Origin of the sequence: Porphyrobacter sp. AAP82 (genome assembly GCF_000331285.1) — a bacterium.
Classification (GTDB): Bacteria; Pseudomonadota; Alphaproteobacteria; order Sphingomonadales; family Sphingomonadaceae; genus Erythrobacter.
Genome location: NZ_ANFX01000005.1, coordinates 38,715 through 51,459, shown reverse-complemented (window position 1 = coordinate 51,459; position 12,745 = coordinate 38,715). Strand labels below are relative to the sequence as shown.

General features: G+C 66.6%; 15 protein-coding genes. 9 read left to right on the top strand and 6 right to left on the bottom strand.

The window, feature by feature from the left end; translation table 11 throughout:
* Positions 1-38 precede the first annotated feature (38 nt).
* Genes coaE through D620_RS0100285 form a run of 4 tightly spaced genes read right to left on the bottom strand, consistent with a single transcriptional unit; the run spans position 39 to position 2,918 of the window.
* Positions 39-626, bottom strand: a complete 588-nt coding sequence (coaE, locus tag D620_RS0100300; protein ID WP_017663781.1) for a dephospho-CoA kinase — start codon at positions 624-626, stop codon at positions 39-41.
* Positions 623-1,492, bottom strand: a complete 870-nt coding sequence (locus tag D620_RS0100295; protein ID WP_017663780.1) for a shikimate dehydrogenase family protein — start codon at positions 1,490-1,492, stop codon at positions 623-625. Before D620_RS0100295 ends, coaE begins: the two co-directional genes overlap by 4 nt.
* The gene (locus tag D620_RS0100290) at positions 1,489-2,076 is read right to left on the bottom strand and encodes a Maf family protein (RefSeq protein ID WP_033375720.1); all 588 of its coding nucleotides are present in this window, start codon (positions 2,074-2,076) and stop codon (positions 1,489-1,491) included. Before D620_RS0100290 ends, D620_RS0100295 begins: the two co-directional genes overlap by 4 nt.
* Positions 2,073-2,918 (bottom strand): pyruvate, water dikinase regulatory protein, encoded by an 846-nt coding sequence (locus D620_RS0100285; RefSeq protein WP_017663778.1) that lies wholly within the window; start codon positions 2,916-2,918, stop codon positions 2,073-2,075. Before D620_RS0100285 ends, D620_RS0100290 begins: the two co-directional genes overlap by 4 nt.
* Positions 2,919-3,246: 328 nt before the next feature.
* Here D620_RS0100285 and hemE point away from each other — a divergent pair, with 328 nt between their 5' ends.
* From hemE to D620_RS15575, 5 genes are all read left to right on the top strand, one after another.
* The gene (gene hemE / locus D620_RS0100280; protein WP_017663777.1) at positions 3,247-4,263 is read left to right on the top strand and encodes a uroporphyrinogen decarboxylase; all 1,017 of its coding nucleotides are present in this window, start codon (positions 3,247-3,249) and stop codon (positions 4,261-4,263) included.
* A gap of 4 nt (positions 4,264-4,267) precedes the next feature.
* Positions 4,268-4,711 (top strand): CopD family protein, encoded by a 444-nt coding sequence (locus tag D620_RS0100275; RefSeq protein ID WP_017663776.1) that lies wholly within the window; start codon positions 4,268-4,270, stop codon positions 4,709-4,711.
* Between the two features lie 205 nt (positions 4,712-4,916).
* Complete coding sequence (gene rho, locus D620_RS0100270) at positions 4,917-6,182, top strand: transcription termination factor Rho (RefSeq protein ID WP_017663775.1); 1,266 nt, start codon at positions 4,917-4,919, stop codon at positions 6,180-6,182.
* A gap of 45 nt (positions 6,183-6,227) precedes the next feature.
* Positions 6,228-6,620, top strand: coding sequence for a BLUF domain-containing protein (locus tag D620_RS15580; protein WP_017663774.1), 393 nt, complete (start codon positions 6,228-6,230; stop codon positions 6,618-6,620).
* Positions 6,621-6,700: 80 nt separating this feature from the next.
* The gene (locus tag D620_RS15575) at positions 6,701-7,159 is read left to right on the top strand and encodes a BLUF domain-containing protein (protein ID WP_017663773.1); all 459 of its coding nucleotides are present in this window, start codon (positions 6,701-6,703) and stop codon (positions 7,157-7,159) included.
* Here the strand turns inward: D620_RS15575 and D620_RS0100255 are convergent.
* Positions 7,107-7,508 carry a nuclear transport factor 2 family protein gene (locus tag D620_RS0100255; RefSeq protein WP_026091831.1) on the bottom strand — a complete coding sequence of 134 codons (402 nt, stop codon included), beginning with the start codon at positions 7,506-7,508 and terminating at the stop codon, positions 7,107-7,109. The two genes, D620_RS15575 and D620_RS0100255, sit on opposite strands and share 53 nt — an antisense overlap.
* 127 nt (positions 7,509-7,635) lie before the next feature.
* The gene (locus D620_RS0100250; protein ID WP_017663771.1) at positions 7,636-8,334 is read right to left on the bottom strand and encodes a dienelactone hydrolase family protein; all 699 of its coding nucleotides are present in this window, start codon (positions 8,332-8,334) and stop codon (positions 7,636-7,638) included.
* 93 nt (positions 8,335-8,427) lie between these two features.
* On the opposite strand from D620_RS0100250, the gene D620_RS0100245 reads away from it, so the two are divergent.
* From D620_RS0100245 to rsmG, 4 genes are all read left to right on the top strand, one after another.
* Positions 8,428-8,691: a DUF6489 family protein gene (locus D620_RS0100245; RefSeq protein WP_017663770.1), complete on the top strand. Its 264-nt coding sequence runs from the start codon at positions 8,428-8,430 to the stop codon at positions 8,689-8,691.
* Positions 8,692-8,695: 4 nt separating this feature from the next.
* Positions 8,696-9,979: a tRNA uridine-5-carboxymethylaminomethyl(34) synthesis GTPase MnmE gene (gene mnmE / locus D620_RS0100240; protein ID WP_017663769.1), complete on the top strand. Its 1,284-nt coding sequence runs from the start codon at positions 8,696-8,698 to the stop codon at positions 9,977-9,979.
* A gap of 249 nt (positions 9,980-10,228) precedes the next feature.
* Complete coding sequence (gene mnmG / locus D620_RS0100235; protein ID WP_017663768.1) at positions 10,229-12,079, top strand: tRNA uridine-5-carboxymethylaminomethyl(34) synthesis enzyme MnmG; 1,851 nt, start codon at positions 10,229-10,231, stop codon at positions 12,077-12,079.
* Positions 12,076-12,723: a 16S rRNA (guanine(527)-N(7))-methyltransferase RsmG gene (gene rsmG, locus D620_RS0100230; protein ID WP_017663767.1), complete on the top strand. Its 648-nt coding sequence runs from the start codon at positions 12,076-12,078 to the stop codon at positions 12,721-12,723. The genes mnmG and rsmG overlap by 4 nt, the downstream gene beginning before the upstream one ends.
* Positions 12,724-12,745 lie beyond the last annotated feature (22 nt).

Here is a 12,745-nt window from a genome sequence, read left to right as displayed (position 1 = left end):
TCCTCCCAGTTTCCGAGTCTTGCAAGCACGCTTTGTCGTCAAAGTGAAGCAATCAGCGCGGCCACCTGGGCGCGGGTTTCGGCAAGGCTGGTGCCGGTGTCGATGACATGGTCGGCGCGGGCGCGTTTCTCGGTGTCGTGGAGTTGCAGGCCGAAGATGTGCTCGAACTTCTGCGGGGTCATCCCCGGGCGGGCGAGGACGCGGGCGCGCTGGACGGCCTCGGGGGCGGAGACCACGACCACCAGATCGACCGCCTCGTGCCCGCCGCGTTCGAACAGCAGCGGGATGTCGAAGACCACCGCGGGCTTGTCGGCATTGGCCTTGAGGAAGGCGGCGCGTTTTGCGGCCACCGCGGGGTGAACGATGGCTTCGAGCCGGGCGAGGGCGGGCTTGTCGGCGAAGACCTGATGGCCCAGCCGGTCGCGGTCGACGCCTGCGGGGCCGGTCGATCCGGGGAAGGCGGCTTCGATGGGCGCAAGGAGTTCGCCCCCCGGTCCCTGCATCGCGCGCACCTCGGCATCGGCGTCGAACACCGGGATCCCCGCCTCGGCGAACATGCCTGCGACGGTCGACTTGCCCATGCCGATGCTTCCGGTGAGGCCGATGATTTTTTGTGGTGAGGTCATTGGGTCAGGAGAGCTCGCAATTCGGCATCGTGTTCGCGCGGCGGGGCCTCGCCGAAAAATCGTTCGAAAGCGGTCGCCGCCTGGCCGATCAGCATCGACAGCCCGTCGATGGTGCGATGGCCGCCTGCCCTGGCGGTTTCGAGCAGCGGGGTGACGAGCGGGGCGGTGACGATGTCATAGGCGATGGCGCGCGGCGGGGCGTGGCTCCAGTCGAGGGGCAGGGGGGGCTGGCCCGCCATCCCGAGGCTGGAGGCGTTGACGATGAGATCGAGGCACCCCTCGCGGTCGTCGAAGGCGAAGTCGGTGGGATCAGAGAAATGTGCCAGATCGATGGCGTAGTGTTCGCCCCCGGGCGCGAGTTCATCGAGCAGCGCGCACGCCTTGGCCGGATCGCGGCCCGCGACGACCAGTGTGAAGCCGTGGCCCGCCAGCGCGCTGATGATCGCCCGCGCCGCGCCGCCGGTGCCGATGATGCGCGCCATGCGGAAATAATGCGCCTCGGCGAGATCCTTCGCCAGCGGTTCGAGGAAGCCTGCCGCATCGGTGTTGGTGCCTGCCAGAACGCCCTTGCCCGACGGCAGAACCGTGTTGACCGCGCCGATCGCGTCGGCGGGGGAATCGATGCGGTCCAGCAGCGGCATCACCGCCTGCTTGTGCGGCATGGTGACATTGCAGCCGCGCCAGAGCGGGTCTTCGCGGCGTTCGGCAAGGTAGTCGGTCAGGGCATCGGGCGTCACGTGGCAGGCGCGGTAAGCGGCCTCGATCCCGAGTTTTTCCAGCCAGAACCCGTGGATCTTGGGCGATTTGGACTGCGCAATCGGATCGCCGATCACCTCGGCATAGGGGGTTTCGGGGGGCCGGGTCATGCCAGCAGCACCCCTTCCTCGCGCAGCGCGCCGAGCAGCGGCAGCAGCGGCATCCCGAGCACCGTGAACTGGTCGCCCTCGATCTCGGTGAACAGCTGCACCCCCGGCCCCTCGATGCGGAACGCGCCGACGGTGTGGCCGATTGCGGGCCATTCGAGGTCGAGGTAATGTTCGATGAAATCCGCCGACAATTCGCGCACATGCAGCCGGGCGAGGGCGGCGTGGCTCCATTCGCACCCGCCATCCTTGACCAGCGCCGCGGCGGAGTGCAGCTCCATCACCGCGCCGGAGAAGAACCGCAGGTGCTCGGCAGCCTCATCGCGGCTCTTCGGCTTGTCGAAACGGCGGCCCTTGCAGACGACCAGCGAATCGCTCCCCAGCACCAGCGCGCCCGGATGAAGCGCGGCGACCGCCGCCGCCTTGGCCACCGCCAGAGCCTCGGCGACCTCGGAGGGAGCCGCACCCGCAAGGCCCGCCTCGACCGCGCGCTCGTCGATATCGGCGGGGATGCTGTGATAGGCGACGCCTGCGGCATCGAGCATCGCTCGGCGGGAGGCTGATTTGCTGGCGAGAATCAGAGTCATATCGGCTTGCCCGTCCCGCCCTCGCTCGCCGGCTTGCGGTCACGTTCCTGCACCAGCCGGATGATCGCCGCCGCGGTCTCCTCGATCGAGCGGCGGGTGACGTCGATCACCGGCCAGCCATTGTCGCCGAACATGCGCCGGGCGAATTGCAGCTCGGCCTTGACCCGGTCATTGTCGACATAGGCCGTCTCGGTCGCCTCGTTCAAGGAGAGGAGCCGGTTGCGGCGGATCTGGATCAGCCGTTCGGGGCTGGTCGTCAGCCCCACCACCAGCGGGTGCCGCAGCCGGTAGAGCGTGGCGGGCGGGGGGCTTTCGACCACCAGCGGAATATTGGCGACCTTGAAACCGCGATTGGCGAGATAGATGCTGGTCGGCGTCTTGGATGAACGCGACACGCCGACGAGCACGATATCGGCCTGCTCCCACTCCTCGTGGGCGAGGCCGTCATCGTGGGCGATCGTGTACTGGATCGCCTCGACGCGGCGGAAGTAGTTCTCGTCCATCATGTGCTGGCGGCCCGGGCGGCCATGGGCTTCCTGGCCCAATTGGCTTTCCAGCGCTGCGGTCACCTGGTCGAGCACCGGCACGGCGGGGAGGCCAAGGTGGCGGCAATGCTCCTCGAGCCGCTTCCTGGTCTCTGGGTTGACCAGCGTGTAGAGCACCAGGCCGGGATGCGCGGCGAGATCGGGGACGATCCGGTCCATATGCTGGAGCGAGCGGACCATCGGCCAGAAATGGCGGTTCACGCTCGGGTTGTCGAACTGCGCGAGCGCCGCCTTGGCGATCATTTCCAGCGTCTCGCCGGTCGAATCCGATACGAGGTGGAGATTGAGTCGGTTCATGCGCGCCCCGGTTCGACATTGGCCCTGTGAACAGATCGCCGCATAAACCACGGGAGGGACTGGCGGACAAGCAGGGGAGGGATTTTCATGCCCGCTCGCAGGCATTTCCTCTGGCGATTTGCGCACACGGGACAAGTTTTGTCGACAGGCTGTGAAGACTGAGGATAAAGCTGGCTTGACGTCCAATCCGTGCGGATTCGATGGGGGCATGAATCCGGTGGGCCATGTGGGGGCAAGGCGGCAGAGGCCGGTAATTCCCGCTATCCACAGGGCCAACAGACTCCATCCATCCTTTTTAAAATTGAATTGATTTGCTCTAAGGAACCCTATGCCAGGTCCGCTTCTCGATACGCTCAAAGGTGTCCGCCAGGATGTCGCCCCCGTGTGGCTCATGCGTCAGGCGGGGCGCTATCTGCCGGAATACAGGGAGTTGCGCGCAGAGAAGGGCGGCTTTCTCGAGCTCGTATATGACAGTGCGGCCGCCGCGGAAATCACCGTCCAGCCGATCCGGCGCTTCGGATTCGACGGGGCGATCCTGTTCTCCGACATCCTGATCGTGCCGCACGCGATGGGGCAGGGGCTGACCTTTGCCGCAGGCGAGGGTCCGCATCTTGCGCCGACGCTGCTGGAGGTGGAGCTGGACAGCTTCACCCCCGCCTTCGAGCGGTTCGAGCCGGTTTACGAGACCGTGCGCCTGACCCGCAGCATGATCGGGCGGGAAGTGACCATGCTCGGCTTTGCGGGGAGCCCCTGGACGGTGGCGACCTACATGATCGCGGGCGAGGGCTCCAAGGATCACGGCCCGGCGCGCCTGCTCGCCTATCGCGACCCTGCGCGGATGCAGGCGATCATCGACGCGATCGTCGAGGTCTCGGTCACGTATCTGCGCGGCCAGATCGATGCGGGGGCGGAAGCCGTGCAGCTGTTCGATTCGTGGGCGGGCAGCCTTGCCCCGGACCAGTTCGAGAAGTGGGTGATTGCGCCCAATGCCGCAATCACCGCCAAGCTCAAGCAATCGCACCCCGATACCCCGGTGATCGGCTTTCCCAAGGGCGCGGGTGCCAAGCTTCCCGCCTATGCCCGCGAGACCGGGGTGGACGCGGTCGGGCTCGACGAGACGCTCGATCCGGTCTGGGCGCACCAGTCGCTGCCCGAGGGGATGCCGGTGCAGGGCAATTTCGATCCGCTGCTGCTGGAGGCCGGAGGCCCGGCTTTGGCGGCGCGGGTGAAAACCATCATCGCCGCCTTCGAGGATCGTCCGCACGTCTTCAACCTCGGCCACGGGATCGGGCAGTTCACCCCGATTTCGCATGTCGAGGAATTGCTTGCAGCGCTAAGGGGCTGACGCGATGCAGGAACTGATCTTGTCGATCTACCTGTTCCTCAAGTCGGGGCACGTGATCTTCATGGTGTTCTGGATGGCGGGGCTGTTCATGCTGCCGCGCCAGTGCATCTACATGCTCGACCATGCGCCCGGTTCGCTAGGCGAAGCCAAGTGGGCCGAGCGGATGGGGAAGCTGCGCAAAATCATCCTCACCCCGTCGCTGGTCATCGTCTGGGTGCTGGGGCTCTCGATGGCCTATGGCGGCGGCTGGCTTTCCTCGGGCTGGCTCCACGCCAAGCTGACGCTGGTGGTGGCGCTGACCGGCTATCATGGCTGGCTGGTCGGCCAGACCAAGAAGATGGCGCGTGGGCAGAGGCCGCTCTCGGAGAAGACCCTGCGCATGATCGGCGAGGTGCCGGGCGTGCTGCTGATCCTGATCGTGCTGCTGGTCTACCTCAAGCCCTTCTGAGCCGGGAATCGCGGGCGCGCATTCGCCGATTGACCTCGGCGGCGCGCGCTTCTATTTCCCGATCACCTATCCGGTATCGGAGCGCCAACCCGCGCTCCCTTATGGTCTGCTTTCTCCAAGCCCAGCCCCCTCCATCAAGGGGCACCGCTCGCCAGGGGCGGTACTGACCCACCGGCCACTTCAAGACTTTCGGAACACCACAAAAATGCATTTGAAAGACCTCAAGCGAAAGACCCCGGCCGAACTGGTCGCGATGGCGGAGGAATTGGGCGTCGAGGGCGCCTCGACCATGCGCCGGCAGGATCTGCTCTTCTCGATCCTGCGCGAGCTTGCCGAGGACGAGGAATATGAAGAGAAGATCATGGGGATCGGCACCATCGAGGTGTTGCAGGACGGCTTCGGCTTCCTTCGCTCGCCCGAAGCCAACTACCTCGCCGGGCCGGACGACATCTATGTCTCGCCCAACCAGGTCCGCCGCTGGGGCCTGCGCACCGGCGACACGGTCGAAGGCGAGATCCGCGCGCCGCGTGATGGCGAGCGCTATTTCGCGCTGACCAGCCTTGCCAAGGTCAATTTCGACGATCCCGACGCGGTCCGCCTGCGCACCAATTTCGACAACCTCACCCCGCTCTACCCCGACCAGAAGCTGACGCTCGACACGCTCGATCCGACGGTGAAGGACAAGAGCGCACGGGTGATCGACATCATCGCGCCGCAGGGCAAGGGTCAGCGCGCGCTGATCGTCGCCCCGCCGCGCACCGGCAAGACCGTGCTGCTCCAGAACATCGCCAAGGCGATCACCGACAACCACCCCGAGGTGTTCCTGATCGTCCTCCTGGTCGACGAACGCCCCGAGGAAGTCACCGACATGCAGCGCAGCGTGAAGGGCGAGGTCATCTCCTCGACCTTCGACGAGCCCGCCAACCGCCACGTGCAGGTCGCCGAAATGGTGATCGAGAAGGCCAAGCGCCTTGTCGAACACAAGCATGACGTGGTGATCCTGCTCGATTCGATCACGCGCCTGGGCCGTGCCTACAACACCGTGGTGCCCTCTTCGGGCAAGGTGCTGACCGGCGGTGTCGACGCCAATGCATTGCAGCGGCCCAAGCGCTTCTTCGGCGCCGCGCGCAATATCGAGGAAGGCGGCTCGCTGTCGATCATCGCCACCGCGCTGATCGACACCGGCAGCCGCATGGACGAGGTGATCTTCGAAGAGTTCAAGGGCACCGGCAACTCCGAAATCGTGCTCGACCGCAAGGTTTCGGACAAGCGCATCTTCCCCGCATTGGATGTCGGCAAGTCCGGCACGCGCAAGGAAGAGCTGCTGGTCCAGAAGGACAATCTCTCCAAGATGTGGGTGCTGCGCCGCATCCTGATGCAGATGGGCACCGTAGACGCGATGGAATTCCTGCTCGACAAGATGAAGGATTCCAAGACCAACGAAGATTTCTTCGCAACGATGAACCAGTAAGCAAAGGGCCGAGGGGTCGGGCCGCCAACGGACGGACGGGAATACGTGCTTAGCCAGTATCTCTACATCAGCACCGCGCCGACCCTGCCGCGCGAGGAGGTGGACGCCATCCTCGCCGCGAGCGCGCGCAACAACCCTGCGCGCGGCATCACCGGGCTGCTCCTGTTCAACGGCCGCAACTTCCTGCAACTGCTCGAAGGCGAGGAGGCCGAGGTTGCCGCGCTGATGGACACGATCACCGCCGACCCGCGCCACGCCGGGGTCTCGGTGATCGACCGCCGCACCATCCCTGCGCGCGCCTGCCCCGACTGGGCGATGAAACGCGTGCTGATCGCCGAAAGCATCGAAGCCCGCCGCGAGATGCTCGAGCGCGATCTGCCCCGGGCGCTCGACCCCGAAGTGCGCAAGATGATCGTCAACTTCGCGGTCCTGAACTAGTGTAAAACCCCTAATCGCGGGCAAGCGGCTGGCAGAGCTGCATGCGGTATTCTCTCCCCCGGACCAACAGGGGGAGCGTGATGCGCCGCATCATCTATCGCAGCATCGCCACACCCGGGCTCGACAAGGCCGAGATGTTCCGGCTGGTCTATCACGCGCGGGTCGCCAACGAGGCGAAGGGGCTGACGGGGGTGTTGCTCCAGGCCGGGCAGCATCTGCTCCAGATCCTCGAAGGGCCGACCTGGAAGCTGTTTGCCACCTTCGAGACGATCCGCCGCGATATGCGTCACAGCGGGGTCGAGGTGCTGTTCGAGCGCTCGATTCCCGAGGCCACTTTCCCCCACTGGCCGATGCGCTATTTCGACGACCACCACATCGGCAAGGCGCTGACGCTGATGCACGAGGAGGCGGGCGAGCGGATGTGCCCGGCAATCGCGGAGGCGGTGCGCGATTTCTTCGTGCACGGGTTCGCCGCCCACCAAACGCTCAAGCCTTCGCCGCCTGAAGCTGCGCGCCCATCATTTCCCAAACCTTGTTGATCGCTTTCAAGGGGCGGACCATAACTTTGAAATCACTGATCTTTCCCTCCGCATTGAAGCGGATGATGTCGACCCCGTTGACGGTGATGCCCTCCATCTCGGTGACGAATTCGAGCATCATTTCGTCCCCATCCACCAGCTCGCGGACATAGTGGAAGCTGTCGTTCCCCAGCGTGTGGCTGGCGGCGACCAGATAGGCCATGACGATGGGCTTGCCGACCTGCGGCGTGTGCACCACGGGCGAGTGGAACACCGCGTCATCAGCCAGCAGCTCGGAAAGCAGCGCGGGATCGCCGCCGTGCTCCATATAGGCGTGCCATTTGGCGAGGCCTGCCTGTGCGTTCCCCATCATTCCCTCCCTCACATTGCGTCCGGATACCCTGGCCCGTCCCCGTTGAAACCGGCGCTGGCGAGGGCTTGCGGGTATTCATTGTGTACCGCGTGAACCGCCGCCGTGAAGGCCGGCGCGAAAGTCTTCACCCGAGGTGTTCCGCAAAGAACGCCGCCGTCCGCCCATCGGCAAGGTTCGCGGCTTCCTCGTTGCGGCGCTTGCCGTGTTCGGTGGCAAAACCGTGGTCGAGGCCTTCGTAATCGTGCAAGCTGACCCTGGGGTGATCGCCAAGCCCCGCGTGCATCGCCGCCTGTGTTTCACGTGGAACAAAGCCGTCATTGGTGGGGATATGGAGCATCAGCGGGTGGGCGATCGCGTGCTTCTCGCCGAGCAGCGCGTCGATGCCGACGCCGTAATAGCCGACGCTCGCGTCGATATCGGTGCGCGCCGCGGTCATGAACGCGAGCCGCCCGCCGAGGCAGTAGCCGACGCAGCCGACCTTGGCGACGCCGAGGGTGCGGCGGATGTGGTGGATGGTCGCCTCGATATCGCGGATCCCGGCGTCCTGGTCGAACTCGCCGAACAGGCCGAGGGCTCGGCCAAATTCCGGCTCGACATCGGGATCGAGCGTGATGCCCGGTTCGATCCGCCAGAACAGATCGGGCGCGACCGCAAGATAGCCCTCGGCCGCCAGCTTGTCGCACTTCTGGCGGATGCCGGGGTTCACCCCGAAGATTTCCTGGATGACGATGATCGCCGCCCGCGCGATGCCCTGGGGCTGCGCGACATAGGCGCCGAAGCTTGCGTCACCTTCAAGCGTGGGGATGGTGGCATTGAGGCTCATCGGGGTCTCTCCTTCGCAGCGCCGGTCTATCTCTTGCCTTGCAGCCCTGCCAAGCGCAAATGAAGCAGGGATGACGAGGGGAAGACAGCGCCTGTGAAGATCACCATCGAAATCGACTGCACCCCGGAAGAGGCGCGCAGCTTCATGGGCCTGCCCGATGTGAGCGCGGCCAACAACGTCTATGTCGAGAACCTCACCAAGGCGATGCAGGGTGTCTCGAGCCCGGACCAGCTCCAGCAATATGCCAGTGCGCTGGCGCCGATGGGGCAGATGGGGATGAAGCTCTTCCAGAATTTTGTCGAAGGCTCGATGAAGGCGGCGGCGGGTGCTGCGGGATCGAAAAAGTCCTCCGACTGACGCTGTGAGCGCTGCGGATACGATCTTTGCGCTGTCGAGCGGCGCGCCGCCGGCGGGCGTGGGGGTGATCCGCGTCTCGGGCCCGGCGGCGCGGGGGGCCTTGCTGGCGCTGGCGGGCAGGGCGCCCGAGCCCCGCCGTGCCTCGCTGGCACGGCTGCGCGCTGGCGACGGCGCACTGCTCGACGAGGCGCTGGTGCTGTGGTTCCCCGGGCCGAACACGGCGACCGGCGAGGACCTTGCCGAATTTCACTGTCACGGCGGCCGCGCGGTGGTGGCGGCGGTGGAGGGGGCGCTCGCTGCGCTTCGCGGGACCCGGCGCGCCGAGCCGGGTGAGTTCACCCGCCGCGCCTTTGCCAATGGCCGGATCGATCTCGCCGAGGCGGAGGGCCTTGCCGACCTCCTTTCCGCCGAGACCGAATTGCAGCGCGCCGCTGCCCTCGCCAATGCGGGCGGGGCGTTGTCGCGGCAGGTCGAGGGCTGGCGCGACCGGCTGCTCGGGCTATCGGCCGAAGTCGAAGGTGTGCTCGACTTCTCGGACGAGGAGGACAGCGCCGATCTGCCCGAATGTTTCACGTGGAACATTGCCGCGCTGGCCGATGAACTCGCCGATTGGCTTGCCCGCCCGCGTTCCGAGAGGCTGGGGGAGGGTTTCCGCGTGGTGCTCGCCGGACCGCCCAATGCGGGCAAATCGACCTTGTTCAACGCGCTGGTGGAAAGCGAGGCGGCCATCACCTCGCCCATCGCGGGGACGACGCGCGATGTGATCGAGCGCTCGGTCGCGATCGGCGGCGTGCCCTTCACCTTCGTCGACACGGCGGGGCTGCGGGAGGGCTCTCCGGACGCGATCGAAGCGATCGGAATCGAGCGGGCGCTGGATGCGCTGGCGCGCGCCGACGCGGTGCTGTGGCTGGGGCCGGAGGGCGAAGGGCCAGCGGGCGCGTGGGAGACCGCCGCCCAGGCCGACCGCGAAGGCCTCCCCGCGAAGCCGGGTGCGCGCTTCACGCTTTCGGCGGTGACGGGCGCGGGGGTAGGGGCCTTGAAGCAGGCGCTGGTCGAGGCTGCGCGCGGGGCTTTGCCCAAGCCGGGCGAGGCGACTCTCAACGCGCGCCAGCATGCGCGGCTTGCCGAAGCCGAGGAGGCGCTGCGTGCCGCGACGGTCCTGCCCGACCCCCTGCTGGTCGCCGAGGAACTGCGCCGCGCGCGCCTCGCCTTCGACCGCCTGATCGGCCGCGCGACCACCGAAGACATGCTCGACACCCTGTTCGGACGCTTCTGCGTCGGGAAGTGAGCCACCGGTCGAAAATGTTTCACGTGAAACATTGCCTGCAGGTTAGGCCGCAGCTTCTCACAAAAGCACACAAAGGCCCCAGGAGGACGGGCGATGCCGCGTCTCAGAACGACCCTCAATGTGTCTTTGTGTGCGCCCGAAGAGGCAGCGCACCAGGTGCCCGGCAATGTTCCACGTGAAACATTTTCGACCCGCTTCGCCAGCGAATCCACTTTGACGATTCGCCCGGCAGACCCTATCTGCCCGCCCATGCACAACTTCGATGTCCTCGTCATCGGCGGCGGTCACGCCGGGGTGGAGGCTGCCTGCGCGGCGGCGCGGATGGGTGCGCGCACGGCGCTGGTGAGTTTCGACCTCGGCGCGATTGGCGCGATGAGCTGCAATCCGGCGATCGGGGGCCTCGGCAAGGGGCATCTGGTGCGCGAGGTCGATGCGCTTGACGGTGTCATCGCCCGCGCGGCGGATGCGGGAGCGATCCACTACCGGATGCTCAACCGCTCCAAGGGCAGCGCCGTTTGGGGCCCGCGGGTGCAGGCCGACCGGGTGCGCTTCAAGGCGGCGGTGCAGGCGATGGTGCGCGCGCAGGCGAACCTCACGCTGGTCCAGGGCGAGGCCGCCGCGCTGGTGCTCGAAGGCGGGCGCGTGGCGGGGCTGGAGCTCGCCGACGGCACAATGTTTCACGTGAAACATTGCGTGCTGTGCACCGGCACCTTCCTTGGCGGCATCCTGTTTCGCGGCGAGGAGCGCTTTGAAGGCGGGCGGATCGGCGAGAATGCCGCGCACCGCCTCGCCCGGCAGCTGCGCGGGGCCGACCTGCCGATGGCCCGCCTCAAGACCGGCACGCCGCCGCGTCTGGATGGCCGCACCATCGACTGGGCGGTGCTCGAGGAACAGCCCTCGGACGGGGAAGGCTGGACGATGTCGCCGCTCACCCCGCGCCGTGTGAACCCGCAGGTGTTCTGCGCGATTACCCGCACCACCCAGGCCGGGCACGACGCGATCCGCGCCAACCTCCACCGCTCGCCGCTGTTTTCGGGGGCGATTGCGGCGGCGGGGCCGCGCTATTGCCCCTCGATCGAGGACAAGATCCACCGCTTCGGTGACCGCGAGGGGCACCAGGTGTTCCTCGAGCCCGAGGGGCTGGACAGCCATCTCGTTTACCCCAACGGCATCAGCACCTCGCTTCCGGTGGATGTGCAGGAAGAGGTGGTGCGGACCATGCCGGGGTGCGGGCGGGCGCGGATCGTGCAGCCGGGCTATGCGGTGGAATATGACCACATCGATCCGCGCGCGCTGACGCCGGACTTGCAGCTCCGCGCGATCCCCGGGCTCTATTGCGCAGGGCAGATCAACGGGACGACGGGCTACGAGGAAGCCGCCGCGCAGGGTTTGGTCGCGGGGCTGGAGGCGGCGGCTGCCGCGCTCGGCAAGGCGGCGCCCGGGCTCGATCGTGCCAATTCCTACATCGCGGTGATGGTTGACGATCTCACCTTGCAGGGCGTCTCGGAGCCCTACCGGATGCTCACCGCCCGCGCCGAATACCGCTTGCGCCTGCGCGCCAACAACGCCGCGACGCGCCTGACGGGGCTCGGGATCGAAGCGGGGTGCATCGGCGAGGAGCGTCGTCGCTGGTGGGAGCGGCGTGAAGAGGTGCGCGAAATGTTTCACGTGAAACATTCGGAGAAGGTCCACGCGCGCGCCCTCGCCGATCATGGCCTGCCTGTCCGCCGCGACCATGGGGAAAAGACCATCGCCGAGTGGCTGCGCTATGATGGCGTCACCCCCGAAGCGCTCGCCCCCTGGCTGGGCGAGGTGACGGCGCTCGACCCGCTGCTCGCCGGGGAGATGGCCGAGGACGCCGCCTATGCGCCCTATCTCGCGCGGCAGGACGCCGAGTTGCGCGATCTGCGCGCGAGTGAGGCGCTGCCGCTGCCGGCCGACTTTCCCTATGGCGAAGTGCCGGGCCTCTCCAACGAGATGGTCGAGCGCTTGTCCAAGGCCGCGCCGGGGACTCTTGCGGCGGCGGGACGGGTGCCGGGGGTGACGCCGGCGGCGCTCTCGGCGCTGCTGGTCCATGCGCGGCGCAGGTGTGCCGCATGATTGCGACGGAGGAGCAGGCCCGCGCCTATGTCGCCGGGCTGACCGACGCAGCGGGCATGGCGCGGCTGGAGGCCTTCGCGGCGCTGGTGCTGGCGGAGAACAGCCGCCAGAACCTCATCGCCAAGGCGACCGAGCCGCATATCTGGCAGCGCCACATCGCCGATTCGGCGCAGCTCGTGGATGTTTCACGTGGAAGCGAAGCTCTGCTCAAAGCAGAAACTTTTGGAGCGAACGCGGGCGGCCCGTGGCTCGATCTCGGGAGCGGGCCGGGCTTTCCGGGCCTCGTCATAGCCGCGCTTCACCCCAACATGCCGGTGGTGCTGGTCGAATCGCGTGCGCGGCGGGTGGAGTTCCTGAACAGGGCCATCGAAGCGCTCGATCTTCCCAAATGCCGAGTCGAAGGGCAGCGTCTGGAGAAGGTCACGCCCTTCGCCGCGCGCGCCATTTCGGCACGCGCCTTTGCGCCTCTCCCCAGACTTCTCGATCTATCCGCACCCTTCTCCACAAGGGCCACCCGATACGTGTTGCCCAAGGGACGGTCGGCAGCGCAGGAATTGGAGGCGCTCAAGCCTTCGATTCGCGCAATGTTTCACGTGAAACATTCGTTGACCGATCCCGAGGCGGGGATCATCGTGAAGGCCTGATGCGCGAAAGCTGTGCGGATTC

Bases quoted from the DNA above. Each gene is read 5' to 3' on its own strand.
- D620_RS0100295 (WP_017663780.1), bottom strand. From the start codon at position 1,492: ATGACCCGGCCCCCCGAAACCCCCTATGCCGAGGTGATCGGCGATCCG.
- D620_RS15575 (WP_017663773.1), top strand. From the start codon at position 6,701: ATGCGCCGCATCATCTATCGCAGCATCGCCACACCCGGGCTCGACAAG.
- mnmG (WP_017663768.1), top strand. From the start codon at position 10,229: ATGCACAACTTCGATGTCCTCGTCATCGGCGGCGGTCACGCCGGGGTG.
- D620_RS0100285 (WP_017663778.1), bottom strand. From the start codon at position 2,918: ATGAACCGACTCAATCTCCACCTCGTATCGGATTCGACCGGCGAGACG.
- rho (WP_017663775.1), top strand. From the start codon at position 4,917: ATGCATTTGAAAGACCTCAAGCGAAAGACCCCGGCCGAACTGGTCGCG.
- hemE (WP_017663777.1), top strand. From the start codon at position 3,247: ATGCCAGGTCCGCTTCTCGATACGCTCAAAGGTGTCCGCCAGGATGTC.
- coaE (WP_017663781.1), bottom strand. From the start codon at position 626: ATGACCTCACCACAAAAAATCATCGGCCTCACCGGAAGCATCGGCATG.
- D620_RS0100255 (WP_026091831.1), bottom strand. From the start codon at position 7,508: ATGGGGAACGCACAGGCAGGCCTCGCCAAATGGCACGCCTATATGGAG.
- D620_RS0100250 (WP_017663771.1), bottom strand. From the start codon at position 8,334: ATGAGCCTCAATGCCACCATCCCCACGCTTGAAGGTGACGCAAGCTTC.
- D620_RS0100290 (WP_033375720.1), bottom strand. From the start codon at position 2,076: ATGACTCTGATTCTCGCCAGCAAATCAGCCTCCCGCCGAGCGATGCTC.
- D620_RS0100275 (WP_017663776.1), top strand. From the start codon at position 4,268: ATGCAGGAACTGATCTTGTCGATCTACCTGTTCCTCAAGTCGGGGCAC.
- rsmG (WP_017663767.1), top strand. From the start codon at position 12,076: ATGATTGCGACGGAGGAGCAGGCCCGCGCCTATGTCGCCGGGCTGACC.